We start from the raw sequence: 13,992 nt of genomic DNA on the forward strand, positions 1-13,992 counted from the left end.
CCCTGCCTCGCCCTGCTCTGCGCCATCTGGTGTGGCGCTCGGTCAATTGGAGGCGTCAGAAACCGTATGTCCTCTTGACGCTGCCGCCCAAGCCTGAGCATGTATGTGCGGACATTATACCGTGGCCCGGGGTTGCATCGCCAGCCCGAAATGCCCAAGCGAAGATAAGTGCCCATATGCTGCTGCTGATCGACAACTACGACTCGTTTACCTACAATTTGGTACATTATTTGGGCGAACTTGGTGCCGAAATGGTCATTCGCCGCAATGATGCGCTGGATGTGCAAGAAGCAATGGCCATGAACCCGGCTGGGATCCTGCTAAGCCCCGGCCCCTGCGACCCGGATCAGGCGGGCATCTGTCTGGCTCTGACCGAAGCCGCCGCCGAGACCAAAACGCCCCTTTTGGGGGTTTGTCTTGGGCATCAGACCATCGGACAGGCGTTCGGTGGCAAGGTGGTACGATGCCACGAAATTGTGCACGGCAAAATGGGCATCATGCACCACACCGGAAAAGGCGTCTTTGCTGGCCTTCCATCGCCCTTTGAAGCCACACGTTACCATTCGCTGGTGGTCGAGCGCGAGACGCTGCCCGACTGTCTTGAGATCACAGCCGAGCTGGAAGACGGCACGATCATGGGGCTGCAACACAGGGAACTGCCTATTCACGGTGTTCAGTTCCACCCTGAATCGATTGCGTCCGAGCATGGTCACGCCCTTCTCAAGAATTTCCTGCAAGAACTGAAAGTCCCCGCATGAGCGACGCGCTGAAACCGCTGATTGGAGCAGCCGCCGATCGTCCGCTGACCCGTAAAGAGGCCGAGACTGCCTTTGGCATCCTGTTCAACGGCGAAGCCACGCCAAGCCAGATTGGCGGGCTGTTGATGGCCATGCGTACAAGGGGGGAAACGGTTGATGAATATGCCGCGGCCGCGGCTGTGATGCGCGCCAAGTGCAATGCCGTGCGGGCGCCCGAAGGGGCGATCGACATCGTTGGCACGGGCGGGGACGGAAAAGGTACTCTGAATATCTCGACCGCGACGGCCTTTGTCGTCGCAGGCGCTGGCGTGACAGTCGCCAAACACGGCAACCGCAACCTAAGTTCCAAATCAGGCGCAGCGGATGCATTGGGTCAAATGGGCATCAACGTCATGGTTGGCCCGCAAGTCGTTGAAAGCGCATTGAAAGATGTCGGGATCGGATTCATGATGGCGCCGATGCATCACCCGGCCATTGCGCATGTTATGCCTTCGCGGCAGGAGCTGGGAACGCGCACGATTTTCAATATCCTTGGCCCACTGACCAACCCTGCCGGTGTCAAACGGCAACTGACTGGCGCCTTTAGCCGCGAGTTGATCCGCCCCATGGCTGAAACACTAGGCTTGCTGGGGTCAGATCGCGCGTGGCTGGTGCACGGATCAGACGGGACAGACGAATTGACGATCACCGGTATCAGCTGGGTCGCCGCTTTAGAAGATGACGTGATCAAAGAGGTCGAGCTGCACCCCGAGGATGCTGGCCTGCCTGTGCACCCTTTCGAAGACATCCTCGGCGGAACCCCTGAAGAAAATGCCATCGCATTTCGTGCGCTGCTGGACGGCGCTCGGTCAGCGTATCGTGACGCCGTGTTGCTGAACTCTGCCGCCGCATTGGTTGTCGCCGATGCTGCAAGTGATCTGCGCGAAGGCGTGGCCATGGCCGCCGAGAGCATCGACAGCGGTGAAGCCAAAAACAAAATCACGGCCTTGGCCGCCAAGACTCAGGAGGCCGCATGACCGAAACCGTTCTGGACAAGATCAAAGCCTACAAACTGGAAGAGATCGCAGCAGACAAGGCTCATAAGTCCTTGGAAACTCTGGAAAGTGAAGCACGCGCCGCTTCGGAAACCCGCGGGTTTGCCGCAGCTCTTCAAGCTGCGTCCCGGCAAGGTTACGGCCTGATTGCCGAGGTCAAGAAAGCCAGCCCCTCCAAGGGTTTGATCCGGCCAGATTTTGATCCGCCTGCCTTGGCCAAGGCCTATGAAGAAGGCGGTGCTACGTGTTTGTCCGTGCTCACCGACACGCCGAGCTTTCAGGGTGCCAAGGAATATCTAACACAAGCGCGTAACGCGACATCTCTGCCCGCTTTGCGTAAGGATTTCATGTATGACCCTTATCAGGTGGTCGAGGCACGTGCTTTGGAAGCCGACTGTATTCTGATCATCATGGCATCCGTCAGCGATGATCAGGCAGCCGAGTTGGAACAAACCGCTTTCGCTTGGGAGATGGACGTTCTGATTGAGGTTCACGACCAAGCCGAGCTTGAACGCGCAGCCCAACTGAAAAGTCCTTTGATCGGCATAAACAACCGCAATCTCAAGACCTTCGAAACCACTCTTGATACGACTCGGCGCTTGTCCAAACTGGTACCGGCAGACCGTACTATCGTCTGCGAAAGCGGGTTGGGCACGCCAGAAGATTTGCGGGATATTGCGCGCTATGGCGCCCGGTGCTTTTTGATCGGCGAAAGCCTGATGCGTCAGGACGATGTCGAAGCGGCCACCCGCCATATCCTGTCCAATCCGCTTATCCCCGGAGTGATGTGATGCCGCTGACCCATTTCGATGCTCAAGGTCAGGCGCATATGGTCGACGTCTCGGGCAAAGAGGTCACAGATCGTTTAGCCGTGGCTGTGGGTCACGTTAAGATGGCACCGGAAACCTATGAAATCATTTCAGAACAACGCGCCGCTAAGGGCGATGTTTTGGGCGTTGCCCGCCTGGCCGGCATCATGGGTGCAAAAAAGACGCCGGATCTGATCCCGCTCTGCCATCCTTTGCCAGTAACTAAGGTTGCCGTTGAACTGACCCTCGACCCGGATCTGCCGGGAGTTCAGATCGAAGCAACGGTCAAAACGTCAGGTCAAACCGGAGTTGAGATGGAGGCCCTGACCGCCGTTTCCACCGCGGCCTTGACTGTGTACGACATGACCAAAGCCGTCGACAAAGCGATGGAAATTGGCGGCATTCATTTAAGTCTTAAAGACGGCGGAAAATCAGGACGTTACGAGGCGAAATGATTACCGTCGAAGAAGCGCGCGCCCTGCTGTTCGATCTTGTCGGCCCTCTACCTTCGGAACAGGTTCCCCTGGCCCAGTCTGCGGGACGTGTTCTGTCGCACGAGGTTGTGGCAACGCGCGACCAGCCGCCATTTGCGGCATCTTCGATGGATGGCTATGCCGTCAAAGCCGACGAAGTCGAGCTTCATGCCATGTTCAAAGTGGTGGGCGAATCCGCTGCGGGTCGTCGTTTCGACGGCTCGATGGGCCCCGGTCAGGCCGTGCGTATCTTTACCGGCGCTCCGGTTCCCGAGGGCGCGGATTTCGTTGTGATTCAGGAAGATACCGACCGGCGTGGCGATCTGATCACGATCACAGACGACCCCGGCCCCAAAACGAACATCCGCCCTGCCGGTGTGGATTTTATGACAGGCACCCCCATCACGGCACCGCGTTTGATCCGCGCCGAAGACATTGCACTGATGGCTGCGATGAATGTCGCGCGGGTCCCGGTTTCTCGAAAACCCGTCATTGCCCTGATCTCGACCGGCGACGAACTTGTCATGCCCGGCGAAGAACCGGGACCGGACCAGATTATCGCGTCAAACACGTTTGGACTGCGGGCATTGCTTGAGGGGCTCGGTGCTGTGGTTCGTGTCCTTCCGATTGCACAGGATACGGTCTCATCACTTGAAACGGCTTTTCACCTGGCACGAGGGGCCGATCTCGTCGTGACGATTGGCGGTGCGTCGGTTGGGGACTACGACCTTGTGTCTGACGTTTCGCAGGGGCTGGGGATGGATCGGTCTTTCTACAAGATCCGAATGCGCCCCGGAAAACCTCTGATGGCTGGTCGCATGGGTGACACCGCGATGGTCGGGCTTCCGGGGAACCCGGTCAGCGCGATGGTCTGTGGCTATCTGTTCCTTGCCCCGATGGTGCGGCGGATGCTGGGGCTGGAAATGGTTCTGCCACCCTTTCACTCTGCCCGGTTGACCGAACCACTGTCACAAAACGGCCCGCGCGAGCATTACATGCGTGCGGTTCTAAGCGAAACGGGTATCCAGGCCTGTGCAGATCAGGACAGCTCTCTGCTCAGCGTTCTGGCGCAGGCAAACGCCCTTTTGGTCCGTCCCCCGAACGACCCCGCCCGCAAGGCCGGGGAAACGGTTCGATACCTGCCGATCTGAGCTTCGCCCAAATTCATTGACACAAAACGTGAACATGCGTAGAACAAAAGAAAACGCATGAGCGACGAGGTGTGAGCAATGCTGACCAAGAAGCAATTGGATTTGTTGAAATTCATCCAAAAACGCGTGCAGGCGGACGGTGTTCCGCCCAGTTTCGATGAAATGAAGGCCGCGCTTGACCTGCGGTCGAAATCCGGCATCCACAGGCTGATCACTGCGCTGGAGGAACGCGGCTTTATCCGTCGCCTCGCGCATCGTGCCCGCGCGATTGAAATTGTGAAACTTCCTGAAAGCCTTGGCGGTGAACCAACTGCCGGATTTTCACCCCGCGTGATCGAAGGTGACCGGCCCAAAGGCCCCCGCCCGGCCAATATTGAACCGGTTGCGGTGGACGCGTTGGAATTGCCGGTGATGGGCCGGATCGCGGCGGGTGTCCCTATTGAAGCGATCAGTCACGTGTCACATCACGTGGCGGTCCCCGGCCCCATGGTTTCCGGGAAAGGCCAGCACTATGCGCTTGAGGTTCGCGGTGACTCGATGATCGACGCGGGCATCAATGACGGTGATGTGGTTGTCATCCGCGAAACCGCGACTGCTGATAACGGAGATATCGTGGTTGCACTGGTAGAAGATCAGGAAGCGACGCTGAAACGCTTTTTCCGCCGCGGCAACGCTATTGCTCTCGAAGCGGCCAACCCGGCTTATGAGACGCGCGTTCTACCTGAAGAAAAGGTCAAGGTTCAGGGTCGCCTAGTCGGTCTGATCCGAACCTATTGATCCGGATTCAAACGACGGTCCCCGACGGGCTTCGGGGACCAGAGCCTGTGACCTGTCAGTTCCGCGCTTGAAGTCAACTTTCCGTCCGACAATGACAGGCTGCCGGTTTCGGTCAGGTGATCCGGATCGAAGACGGCGCACGCTCCCTCAAGGGTCAGCGCAACTGTCGAAACAATGATCTGGTTGTTCTTGCATTCGTCGAACGCGTGCGCGGCCTTTTTGCCCGAGATATGGATGATTTCCATATCCTGATATGGGTACCGCTGAACGGTGCTGCTGTCCGGCCATCTGCCTGCTGCCGCGATCTGATCGGCACCGTCACCGTCATTCTCAAGCCAGACGCTGGCAACAAACCCGCTGCCTTTGCTTCTGCTCAAAGCCCGGCCCTGAGCGGTCATCACGCCGACTAACCCCCCGTTTTCTGCGATCAGAACATCTGGCCTGTGGCCCGAGTTCCAAAGCAGAAATGACAGAACGACGGGCCCGACACCGTACCAACGCGCGCGCCCTTGCCACAAGGCCAGCCACAAAGCACCAACAGTAACAAGTGGCAATACATACCAGGGCGGGCTAACTACGAAACCCTGAGCACCGTCCAGGTGCGACACCCAGTTTGACACCCCCAAGATCCAATGCAGCGCCCAGCCCATAACGGTCAGCGGAAAAGCCTCCAATCCAAATGGGGCGGCCAGTGCGGCGACAACCGCCGCAGGCACAACTAATAAGCCCATGACGGGTACGGACAGAAGGTTCGCCAGCAATCCATAGTGAGACATCGTATTGAAATGCGCAGCGCCAATTGGGGCCGTGGCAAGCCCGGCTATCGCCGAGGACATCACCACACCAGCAATCGGTTTCAACCAATTCGGGCCGGGTAACGGACCCACCTGTTGCAATGCGCCGAAGACGGCAACCAGGGCTGTCGTTGCCGCAAAGGACATCTGAAACCCCGGACTCAGCAGCGACTCGGGCCAAAGAACCAGAACGATCAGCGCAGCAACGGAAACCGCACGCAACGAGATCGCGCGCCTGTCGATCAACACGGCCCCCAGCATGACACTGACCATGACATAGGCGCGTTCGGTTGCGATATTCCCGCCGGACAACAGCAAATAAATCGTCGCCGCGATCAGCGCGAGCACAGCCGCAACTTTTCGGACAGGTAACCGCAGCGCCACGAAGGGGATCAGTGACAAACCAATACGGCAGGCCACGAAAACAAAACCCGTCAGTAACCCCATGTGAAGCCCGGAAATGGCAAGCAAATGCGCCAGGTTCGACGCGCGCAGGGACAAGAGCGTCTCCTGCCCCATACCACTGCGATCACCTGTGGTGACGGCAGCGGCAAACCCACCGATTTCTCCGGGCAGGATTTGTTTCACTCGCTGCGATATGGCCATTCGGATTGCGGTAATTCGAACACCGCCAATACCGTCCTTGACTGGCGCAATCGTCAATACAGGAACGCGGGTATACCCGACCGCACCCAGCTCCTGAAACCAGGCATGGCGACGAAAATCGAACCCGCCAGGTTCAACCGGGCCCTGCGGCGGCGAAAGATGCGCTGTGGTCATGATCCGTTGCCCAGGCGCAAAAGGGTCTGTTGCGCCATGAACAGAAAGACGGATGCGTTGCGGCCTGCGCTCCTGCGGTACGTCCCCTACGCGCACCTGATCGAGCGTCAACCGCAACGCATCCGAGGCAGACCGATCCATGGCGACGACCCTCCCCTCGACAGGGCCATAGTACCGCCAGGACAGAACCGGTTCTGCCACCATATGGGCGCGAGTGCCCGCCAGTATGACACCGACCGCAATCAGCGCCCCCCCGGTCGCTAACGCTCCCATCCCCGGTGGCAGCCGGCGGCTCAGGACGACAAGAGCCAGGAACAAGCAAGAAAGACCAGCGTATACCGGCCAGCCAGGCTCGCTCCGGGCACCGAAATAGAGACCGATCCCCGTTGCCAGCATGACTGGCGTCCACGGAAACAGGTACCCTGTCTGGTGCAGCAGCGCGGCCTCGACCCGTGCAAGAACACGCATGGTTGCCCCCGTCCTTCGGGCTCGTTAGACAGGCGTCAAACTATGCCAGATACGGTTACCAAAAGGTTAATCCTCAACATGTCCGAACAGGTCGTCACACGTTTTGCCCCCTCGCCCACAGGTTTTCTGCACATCGGTGGCGCACGCACCGCATTGTTCAATTGGCTTTATGCCCGCGGACGTGGTGGAAAGTTCCTGCTGCGGATCGAAGATACCGACCGGGAGCGCTCGACCCCCGAGGCAACCACCGCGATCCTTCAGGGTATGGAATGGCTGGGACTGGATCATGATGGCGATGTAATCAGCCAGTTCGAAGGAGCTGCCCGGCATGCCGAAGTCGCGCACCAGCTTCTGGCCGAGGGAAAGGCATATAAATGCTTCTCGACGCAGGACGAAATTGCCGCCTTTCGGGAACAGGCGCGGGCCGAGGGCAAGTCGACCCTGTTCCGCAGCCCCTGGCGTGACGCTGATCCTTCGGCTCTTCCCGAACTGCCATTTGTCATTCGCATCAAGGCTCCGCAGGACGGTACAACAGTGATCCGCGATCAGGTTCAGGGCGACGTGACCATTCGCAACGACCAACTGGACGACATGGTTCTGCTGCGTTCCGACGGGACACCGGTCTACATGCTGGCAGTGGTGGTCGACGATCATGATATGGGTGTTACCCATGTCATTCGCGGCGATGACCACCTCAATAACGCGGCGCGCCAGATGATGATCTATGAGGCAATGGGCTGGGATGTTCCGGTCTGGGCCCATATTCCGCTGATCCACGGGCCAGACGGTAAGAAATTGTCCAAACGCCATGGCGCGCTTGGCGCGCAGGAGTATCAGGCCATGGGCTATCCTGCCGCCGGGATGCGCAACTATCTGGCCCGTCTGGGCTGGAGCCATGGTGACGATGAATTCTTTACTGATGCACAGGCAAAGGAGTGGTTTGATCTGAACGGCATCGGCAAAAGCCCTGCCCGGTTTGATCTGAAAAAACTGGAAAACCTGTGTGGTCAACACATCGCCATTTCTGAGGATGCTGCGTTGCGGCATGAAATCGGAGCCTACCTGGCCGCAGCTGCTTTACCACCCCTGACAGATTCACAATCGAGTGATTTGGAACGTGCGATGTATTGCCTCAAGGATCGGGCGCGGACTTTTCCTGAACTCCTTGAAAAGGCTCACTTTGCCTTGACGGAACGCCCAATCGTTCCCGACGAGAAAGCCGCAAAGGCGCTGGCATCTGTATCCGACGGTATACTGGAAGAATTGACGCCGCAGTTGCAAAATGCTAGCTGGTCTCGAGACGAACTGGAGGAGACCCTGAATTCCTTTGCCGAGTCAAAGGAGCTCACGTTCGGCAAGCTCGCTGGCCCACTCAGGGCCGCCTTGGCTGGTCGGGCCGTCACGCCTTCGGTTTTTGACATGATGCTTGTGCTGGGACGGGATGAAACCCTGGCGCGGCTTTCAGAAGCAGCGAAATAACCCGAATTTCATAAACGGGTAACGCTGCTCCGCTAACACCCGGACTGCGCGAAAGCGCGCAGTCGTTGCCCGCACTGCCCGAGGTTTCTTTGGCATGCGTATGAATGAAGAAGGGATAACCATGACAGACAGCAACAAAACAGCCACTCTGACCGTTCACGGCAAAGAGTATGAGTTGCCGGTTCATACCCCGACCGCCGGTCCGGATGTCATTGATATTCGGAAGCTTTACGGTCAGGCAGGGGTATTCACCTATGATCCCGGTTTCACTTCAACCGCAAGCTGTGACAGCACAATAACCTTTATCGATGGTGAAAAAGGCGAGTTGCTGCACCGTGGCTACCCGATCGACCAACTGGCAGAGAAATCGCACTTTCTTGAGGTCTGCTATCTGCTGCTCTACGGAGAGCTGCCGGTCGCAAAAGATCTGGAGAAATTCGAAACCACGATCACCCGCCACACCATGCTGCATGAGCAGATGCAGTATTTCTACCGTGGTTTCCGCCGCGACGCGCATCCCATGGCCATTATGGTCGGTGTTGTCGGCGCAATGTCAGCCTTCTATCACGATTCGACCGATATCGCGGACCCGCATCAGCGCGAGGTCGCCTCGCATCGCCTGATCGCCAAAATGCCGACAATCGCCGCATGGGCTTATAAATACCACACGGGGCAGCCCTTCGTGTATCCGCGCAATGACTTGGATTATGCGTCTAACTTCCTGCGCATGTGTTTCAGCGTTCCTGCCGAAGAATATGAGGTCAACCCGATCCTCAGCCGCGCGATGGACCGTATCTTAACGCTTCACGCAGACCACGAGCAGAATGCGTCAACGTCCACCGTGCGTCTGGCGTCGTCATCGGGCGCAAATCCGTTTGCATGCATCGCCGCTGGTATTGCCTGCTTGTGGGGGCCGTCCCATGGTGGCGCCAACCAGGCATGTCTGGAAATGTTGGAAGAGATCGGCACCGTAGATCGCATTCCCGAATTCATCGCCCGTGCCAAAGACAAGAACGACCCGTTCCGCCTGATGGGCTTTGGCCACCGCGTGTACAAAAACTTTGACCCACGCGCAAAGGTGATGAAGCAGTCGGCCGACGAGGTTCTGGATCTGCTGGGCATTGAAGACAACCCTAAACTGCAGGTTGCTAAAGAGCTGGAACGCGAAGCGCTGGAAGACCCGTATTTCGCCGACAAAAAACTGTTCCCGAACGTTGACTTCTATTCGGGTATCATCCTCGAGGCGATGGGTTTCCCGACCTCAATGTTCACACCAATCTTTGCACTTTCGCGGACTGTTGGCTGGGTCAGCCAGTGGAAAGAAATGATTGAAGATCCACAGAACAAGATCGGCCGCCCGCGTCAGTTGTACCTGGGTGAGACGCTGCGCGATTACGTGGACATCGAAAACCGCTGATCCATCAAAGCACGCAATAAATCCAGAAGGCCCCGGTTAAACCGGGGTCTTTTGCTTTCGATACTGAAGCAGCGGACGGTTGGGTATTTGGCTTCAGAACAAGCTCATTTGATCCCCAGGTTGCGGCGGAACTGCAAACCGGTCGCATCGTAACGGAGCGGATTTGATCGAAAGCCCTTGTCTTTTGCAGGTTTTAGCGAATCTCAGGGCGATGAGTTCGGCATATTCCCCCTCACCCCGCATCCTGTACCCCCAGCGCGGGTCATAATTTCGTCCGCCATGCATTTCACGCAGCTTGGACATGACCTTTTCTGCACGGGCGGGTTCGTGCTCTGCCAGCCAGTCCTGCCAAAGCTGCGAGACTTCGCGGGGCAATCGCAACATGATCCAGCTTGCCGCATCTGCGCCCGCCTCTTTTCCGGCGCCCAACAGGCTCTCCAACTCATGATCTGTCAGCCCAGGCACAATAGGCGAGGTCATTACGCGAACCGAAACGCCCGCATCGGTCAACGCTCTGATCGTCTGCAACCGACGGGCCGGAGACGGTGCGCGGGGCTCCATCCGCCGGGACAGACCCGCATCCAGCGTGGTAAGCGAAATACCGACCCGCACCAATCCCCGGCTGGCCATGTCAGCCAAAATATCCAGATCACGCTCGATCAATGTTCCTTTGGTCACGATTGCGACCGGGTGGTTGAACTCTTGCAAGACCTCAAGGCAAGACCTTGTAATCAGTCTGTTTTTTTCAATGGGCTGGTATGGGTCAGTGTTTGTCCCGATTGCGATCGTGGCGACCTTGTAGGACTTTGCCGACAGTTCCTTGCGCAGAACAATGCTCATGTTGGGACGCGCAACAAGGCGAGTTTCGAAATCCAATCCTGCGGACAAGCCCAGAAAGGCGTGGCTGGGTCTGGCAAAACAATAGACACAGCCATGCTCGCACCCCCGATACGGATTGATCGAACGGTCAAAAGGCAAATCGGGTGAACGGTTATAGGTGATTGCACTGCGCGCCACCTCATCCCGCGTCTCGGTTCGCAGGGGCGGCAAGTCTTCATTGATGTCCCACCCGTCATCAACAGCCTGCGTTGCAAACCGTTCAAACCGCCCAGCAGTATTGGACGCCACCCCCCTTGCCTTGACGACATACCCGATGCTCACGATATATTTGTTCCCTATTTGTTCTTGCCGTACGATAAGCGTGAAACAAAACCTGTGCAAGCCAACCCTTCGAAGAAACAGGAACGCACAGATGAAAAATAAACAGGATAATATTGCAGACTTTTCAATCGAGCCGGTGCCATTTTTGGCATATAGGTCGGTCCCGAAACGACCAACGTCGCAATCGTCACAGTCAGAATGCGACGTTTTGGCCAAAACGGAAAAAATGCCACCACGGGCCGATGGCCCGCCCAGCACAGGGAATACCCCATGTCCGACGAAGAAGATATCGTCCTGTCCGAACTGAATGATGACGAACTGGTCGATCAGATGTTCGACGATCTCTATGACGGATTGAAAGAAGAGATCGAAGAAGGCACCAATATCCTGCTGGAACGCGGATGGACGCCGTATGACATCCTGACCAAAGCTCTGGTTGGCGGCATGACCATTGTGGGCCATGACTTCCGCGACGGCATTCTGTTTGTACCTGAGGTTCTGCTGGCGGCCAACGCGATGAAAGGCGGCATGTCGATCCTCAAGCCGCTGCTGGCTGAAACCGGTGCTCCGCGTGTTGGCAAAATGGTTATCGGCACCGTGAAGGGCGACATCCACGATATCGGCAAGAACCTTGTGTCGATGATGATGGAAGGCGCAGGCTTCGAAGTTGTCGATCTGGGAATCAACAACCCGGTCGAGAATTATCTGGAAGCACTGGAAACGGAACAGCCCGACATTCTGGGCATGTCCGCCCTGCTGACCACCACGATGCCTTACATGAAAGTCGTTATCGACACCCTGGTCGAACAGGGCGTGCGCGATGACTACATTGTTCTGGTCGGTGGCGCGCCGCTGAACGAAGAGTTCGGCAAAGCCATCGGTGCAGACGCCTACTGCCGTGACGCTGCTGTTGCAGTGGAAACCGCCAAGGATTTCGTGGGCCGCAAACACAACCAACTGGCTGGCTAAGACCACTCAGGTTTTTCTTGAAAGGCCGTCCGTTTTGGGCGGTCTTTTTCGTTTTATTGCACCGCCTCCGTCTTTAGGCGTCTTGATTATCCAATTGTATACGAAAGTGCGGTTAAAAACCGAAACGTCCAAGTTTCGGGGGTCCCGTGCCGCAGTCATTCACAGCCATTTCGTTGGGCAAACTCGCCGATATCGATCGTGTTGAGGGCAATTACGTCGCTGAAAACGCCTCCGCGCTTGTTGGGCAAACCTTCGGTTACACGGACGCGCCATTATCGCACAACAGCGTGACATGGAGCGCCGTAGGAAACCCCGGCTCTGCCTATGACATGAACAACATGTCTGCCAATGATCGGTTTTCGATCGACGGCGGCGCGCCGCAAACCTTTGATGGCACATCAGTTTACCACGCCACTGTCACTTATTTCGACGGCACAAGTGCAAACATTACTGCCGTTGTCGCGCAGGATGTGGATGGCAACACATATCTGGTGCCAGAGTTCTCGGACAACGCAGATCAGGCCGCTCTGGAAGCGGGGCCTATACACTCGATCACCTTCAACAGTCTTGCCGGTAATCGGTATTCGGGACTGGTGTCAAGCCGCGAGGACTGGGATCTGGTCCCGTGCTTTACGCCCGGAACGTTGATCAGAACACGGAAGGGAGAACGCCCGGTAGAAACGCTGCGTGCCGGCGACCGGGTTGAAACCCTTGACCACGGGTTTCAAACGGTGCGTTGGGCCGGGCAACGGCGGGTTCAGGCCGCAGGCACGTTCGCGCCGGTTCTGTTCAAGGCAGGCGCATTTGGAAACGCACGCGACCTTCTGGTGTCGCAGCAACACAGGATGCTGCTCTGGAACTGGCGCTTGGAACTGCATACCGGCTATTCCGAAGTGCTGGCCCCCGCCAAACACTTAGTCAATGGACATGACATCATCCTCAAACCCGGCGGGGTCGTAACCTATATCCATCTGCTGTTTGATCAGCATGAGTTGCTCTGGTCGGAAGGCTGCCTGAGCGAGAGCTTTCATCCCGGCGCCCAAACCTGGAACGCACTTGATCGGTCGGCCCGACAGGAGATCCTATCGTTGTTTCCCGAGTTATCGAAGCAAGGTATCGCCGCCTACGGCCCGCCCGCGCGGCCTCTGTTATCGGCATTCGAAACACGAACGTCGGCAGCCTGACACGAGATGTCGGAAGAAGGCTTGCCTGCAAGCTGTTTTCGTTCTCTTGTGCCATGAGCCCATAAGGAAGCCGACCTATGCCAAGCGATACGCTACCGGATGATGCAAGCCTCACAACCAAAGGCTATGACGGCGTGGAAAACGCAGGCATCCTGCTGATCGCCTGCGGGGCACTTGCGCGCGAAATTCTGGATATCAAAACGCGCAACGGCTGGGATCACATGGCTCTGACCTGCCTGCCTGCAATCCTGCATGTTCATCCGGAACGGATCACGCAGGCAGTTGAAGACACCGTGGCCAAACACCGCGACAGGTTCGAAAAAATCTATGTGGTTTACGCTGATTGCGGAACCGGAGGTCTGCTGCAATCCGCCTGCGAAAAACTGGGCGTCGAGATGGTAAAAGGCCCTCATTGCTATTCGTTCTTCGAAGGCAATCAGGCCTTTCAAGAACGCGGCGAGGACGAAACAACTGCCTTCTACCTGACTGACTTTCTGGCCCGCCAGTTCGACGCATTTGTCTGGAAACCACTGGGCCTGGATCGCCACCCGGAACTGCGGGACATGTATTTCGGCAATTACACCAAACTGATTTATCAGGCCCAGATCGACGATCCGAAACTGACCGAACGCGCACGGAAATGCGCGGACCGCATGGGATTGGCGTTCGAACGTCGTTTCACCGGCTACGGCGATCTGGAAACCACTTTGTCAGACTGGGCAAACCGCCCCGAGTGAC

General features: G+C 57.2%; 13 protein-coding genes. 11 read left to right on the plus strand and 2 right to left on the minus strand.

The window, feature by feature from the left end; genetic code table 11:
* The first annotated feature begins 176 nt into the window (after window positions 1-176).
* From ACR0BK_RS02220 to lexA, 6 genes are all read left to right on the plus strand, one after another.
* The gene (locus tag ACR0BK_RS02220) at window positions 177-758 is read left to right on the plus strand and encodes an anthranilate synthase component II (protein WP_209503818.1); all 582 of its coding nucleotides are present in this window, start codon (window positions 177-179) and stop codon (window positions 756-758) included.
* Complete coding sequence (gene trpD, locus ACR0BK_RS02225) at window positions 755-1,774, plus strand: anthranilate phosphoribosyltransferase (protein ID WP_480553611.1); 1,020 nt, start codon at window positions 755-757, stop codon at window positions 1,772-1,774. The genes ACR0BK_RS02220 and trpD overlap by 4 nt, the downstream gene beginning before the upstream one ends.
* On the plus strand, window positions 1,771-2,583 hold the full coding sequence (gene trpC / locus ACR0BK_RS02230; protein WP_480553613.1) for an indole-3-glycerol phosphate synthase TrpC: 813 nt from the start codon (window positions 1,771-1,773) through the stop codon (window positions 2,581-2,583). Before trpD ends, trpC begins: the two co-directional genes overlap by 4 nt.
* Window positions 2,583-3,056: a cyclic pyranopterin monophosphate synthase MoaC gene (gene moaC, locus ACR0BK_RS02235; protein WP_480472966.1), complete on the plus strand. Its 474-nt coding sequence runs from the start codon at window positions 2,583-2,585 to the stop codon at window positions 3,054-3,056. Before trpC ends, moaC begins: the two co-directional genes overlap by 1 nt.
* On the plus strand, window positions 3,053-4,225 hold the full coding sequence (locus ACR0BK_RS02240; protein WP_480553615.1) for a molybdopterin molybdotransferase MoeA: 1,173 nt from the start codon (window positions 3,053-3,055) through the stop codon (window positions 4,223-4,225). Before moaC ends, ACR0BK_RS02240 begins: the two co-directional genes overlap by 4 nt.
* 78 nt (window positions 4,226-4,303) lie before the next feature.
* Window positions 4,304-5,002 (plus strand): transcriptional repressor LexA, encoded by a 699-nt coding sequence (gene lexA, locus ACR0BK_RS02245; RefSeq protein ID WP_480472970.1) that lies wholly within the window; start codon window positions 4,304-4,306, stop codon window positions 5,000-5,002.
* Here the strand turns inward: lexA and ACR0BK_RS02250 are convergent.
* Complete coding sequence (locus ACR0BK_RS02250; protein WP_480553617.1) at window positions 4,996-7,044, minus strand: ComEC/Rec2 family competence protein; 2,049 nt, start codon at window positions 7,042-7,044, stop codon at window positions 4,996-4,998. The genes lexA and ACR0BK_RS02250 overlap by 7 nt on opposite strands.
* 78 nt (window positions 7,045-7,122) lie before the next feature.
* On the opposite strand from ACR0BK_RS02250, the gene gltX reads away from it, so the two are divergent.
* A complete protein-coding gene (gltX, locus tag ACR0BK_RS02255) occupies window positions 7,123-8,523 on the plus strand; it encodes a glutamate--tRNA ligase (RefSeq protein ID WP_480472974.1) in 1,401 nt (466 codons plus the stop codon).
* Window positions 8,524-8,644: 121 nt separating this feature from the next.
* Window positions 8,645-9,940: a citrate synthase gene (gltA, locus tag ACR0BK_RS02260; protein WP_480472976.1), complete on the plus strand. Its 1,296-nt coding sequence runs from the start codon at window positions 8,645-8,647 to the stop codon at window positions 9,938-9,940.
* 93 nt (window positions 9,941-10,033) lie between these two features.
* On the opposite strand, the gene ACR0BK_RS02265 is transcribed toward gltA, so the two are convergent.
* Window positions 10,034-11,101, minus strand: a complete 1,068-nt coding sequence (locus ACR0BK_RS02265; RefSeq protein WP_480553619.1) for a PA0069 family radical SAM protein — start codon at window positions 11,099-11,101, stop codon at window positions 10,034-10,036.
* Window positions 11,102-11,371: 270 nt separating this feature from the next.
* Between ACR0BK_RS02265 and ACR0BK_RS02270 the strand changes: the two genes are divergently transcribed.
* The 3 genes from ACR0BK_RS02270 to ACR0BK_RS02280 all read left to right on the plus strand — a co-directional run bounded on the left by ACR0BK_RS02270 (window position 11,372) and on the right by ACR0BK_RS02280 (window position 13,991).
* Window positions 11,372-12,070 (plus strand): corrinoid protein, encoded by a 699-nt coding sequence (locus tag ACR0BK_RS02270; protein ID WP_209503809.1) that lies wholly within the window; start codon window positions 11,372-11,374, stop codon window positions 12,068-12,070.
* Window positions 12,071-12,216: 146 nt separating this feature from the next.
* Window positions 12,217-13,254 (plus strand): Hint domain-containing protein, encoded by a 1,038-nt coding sequence (locus ACR0BK_RS02275; protein ID WP_480553621.1) that lies wholly within the window; start codon window positions 12,217-12,219, stop codon window positions 13,252-13,254.
* A gap of 77 nt (window positions 13,255-13,331) precedes the next feature.
* A complete protein-coding gene (locus ACR0BK_RS02280; RefSeq protein WP_480517173.1) occupies window positions 13,332-13,991 on the plus strand; it encodes a DUF1638 domain-containing protein in 660 nt (219 codons plus the stop codon).
* The last annotated feature ends 1 nt before the right edge of the window (window position 13,992 follow it).

The organism is Ruegeria sp. AF1 (genome assembly GCF_056542125.1).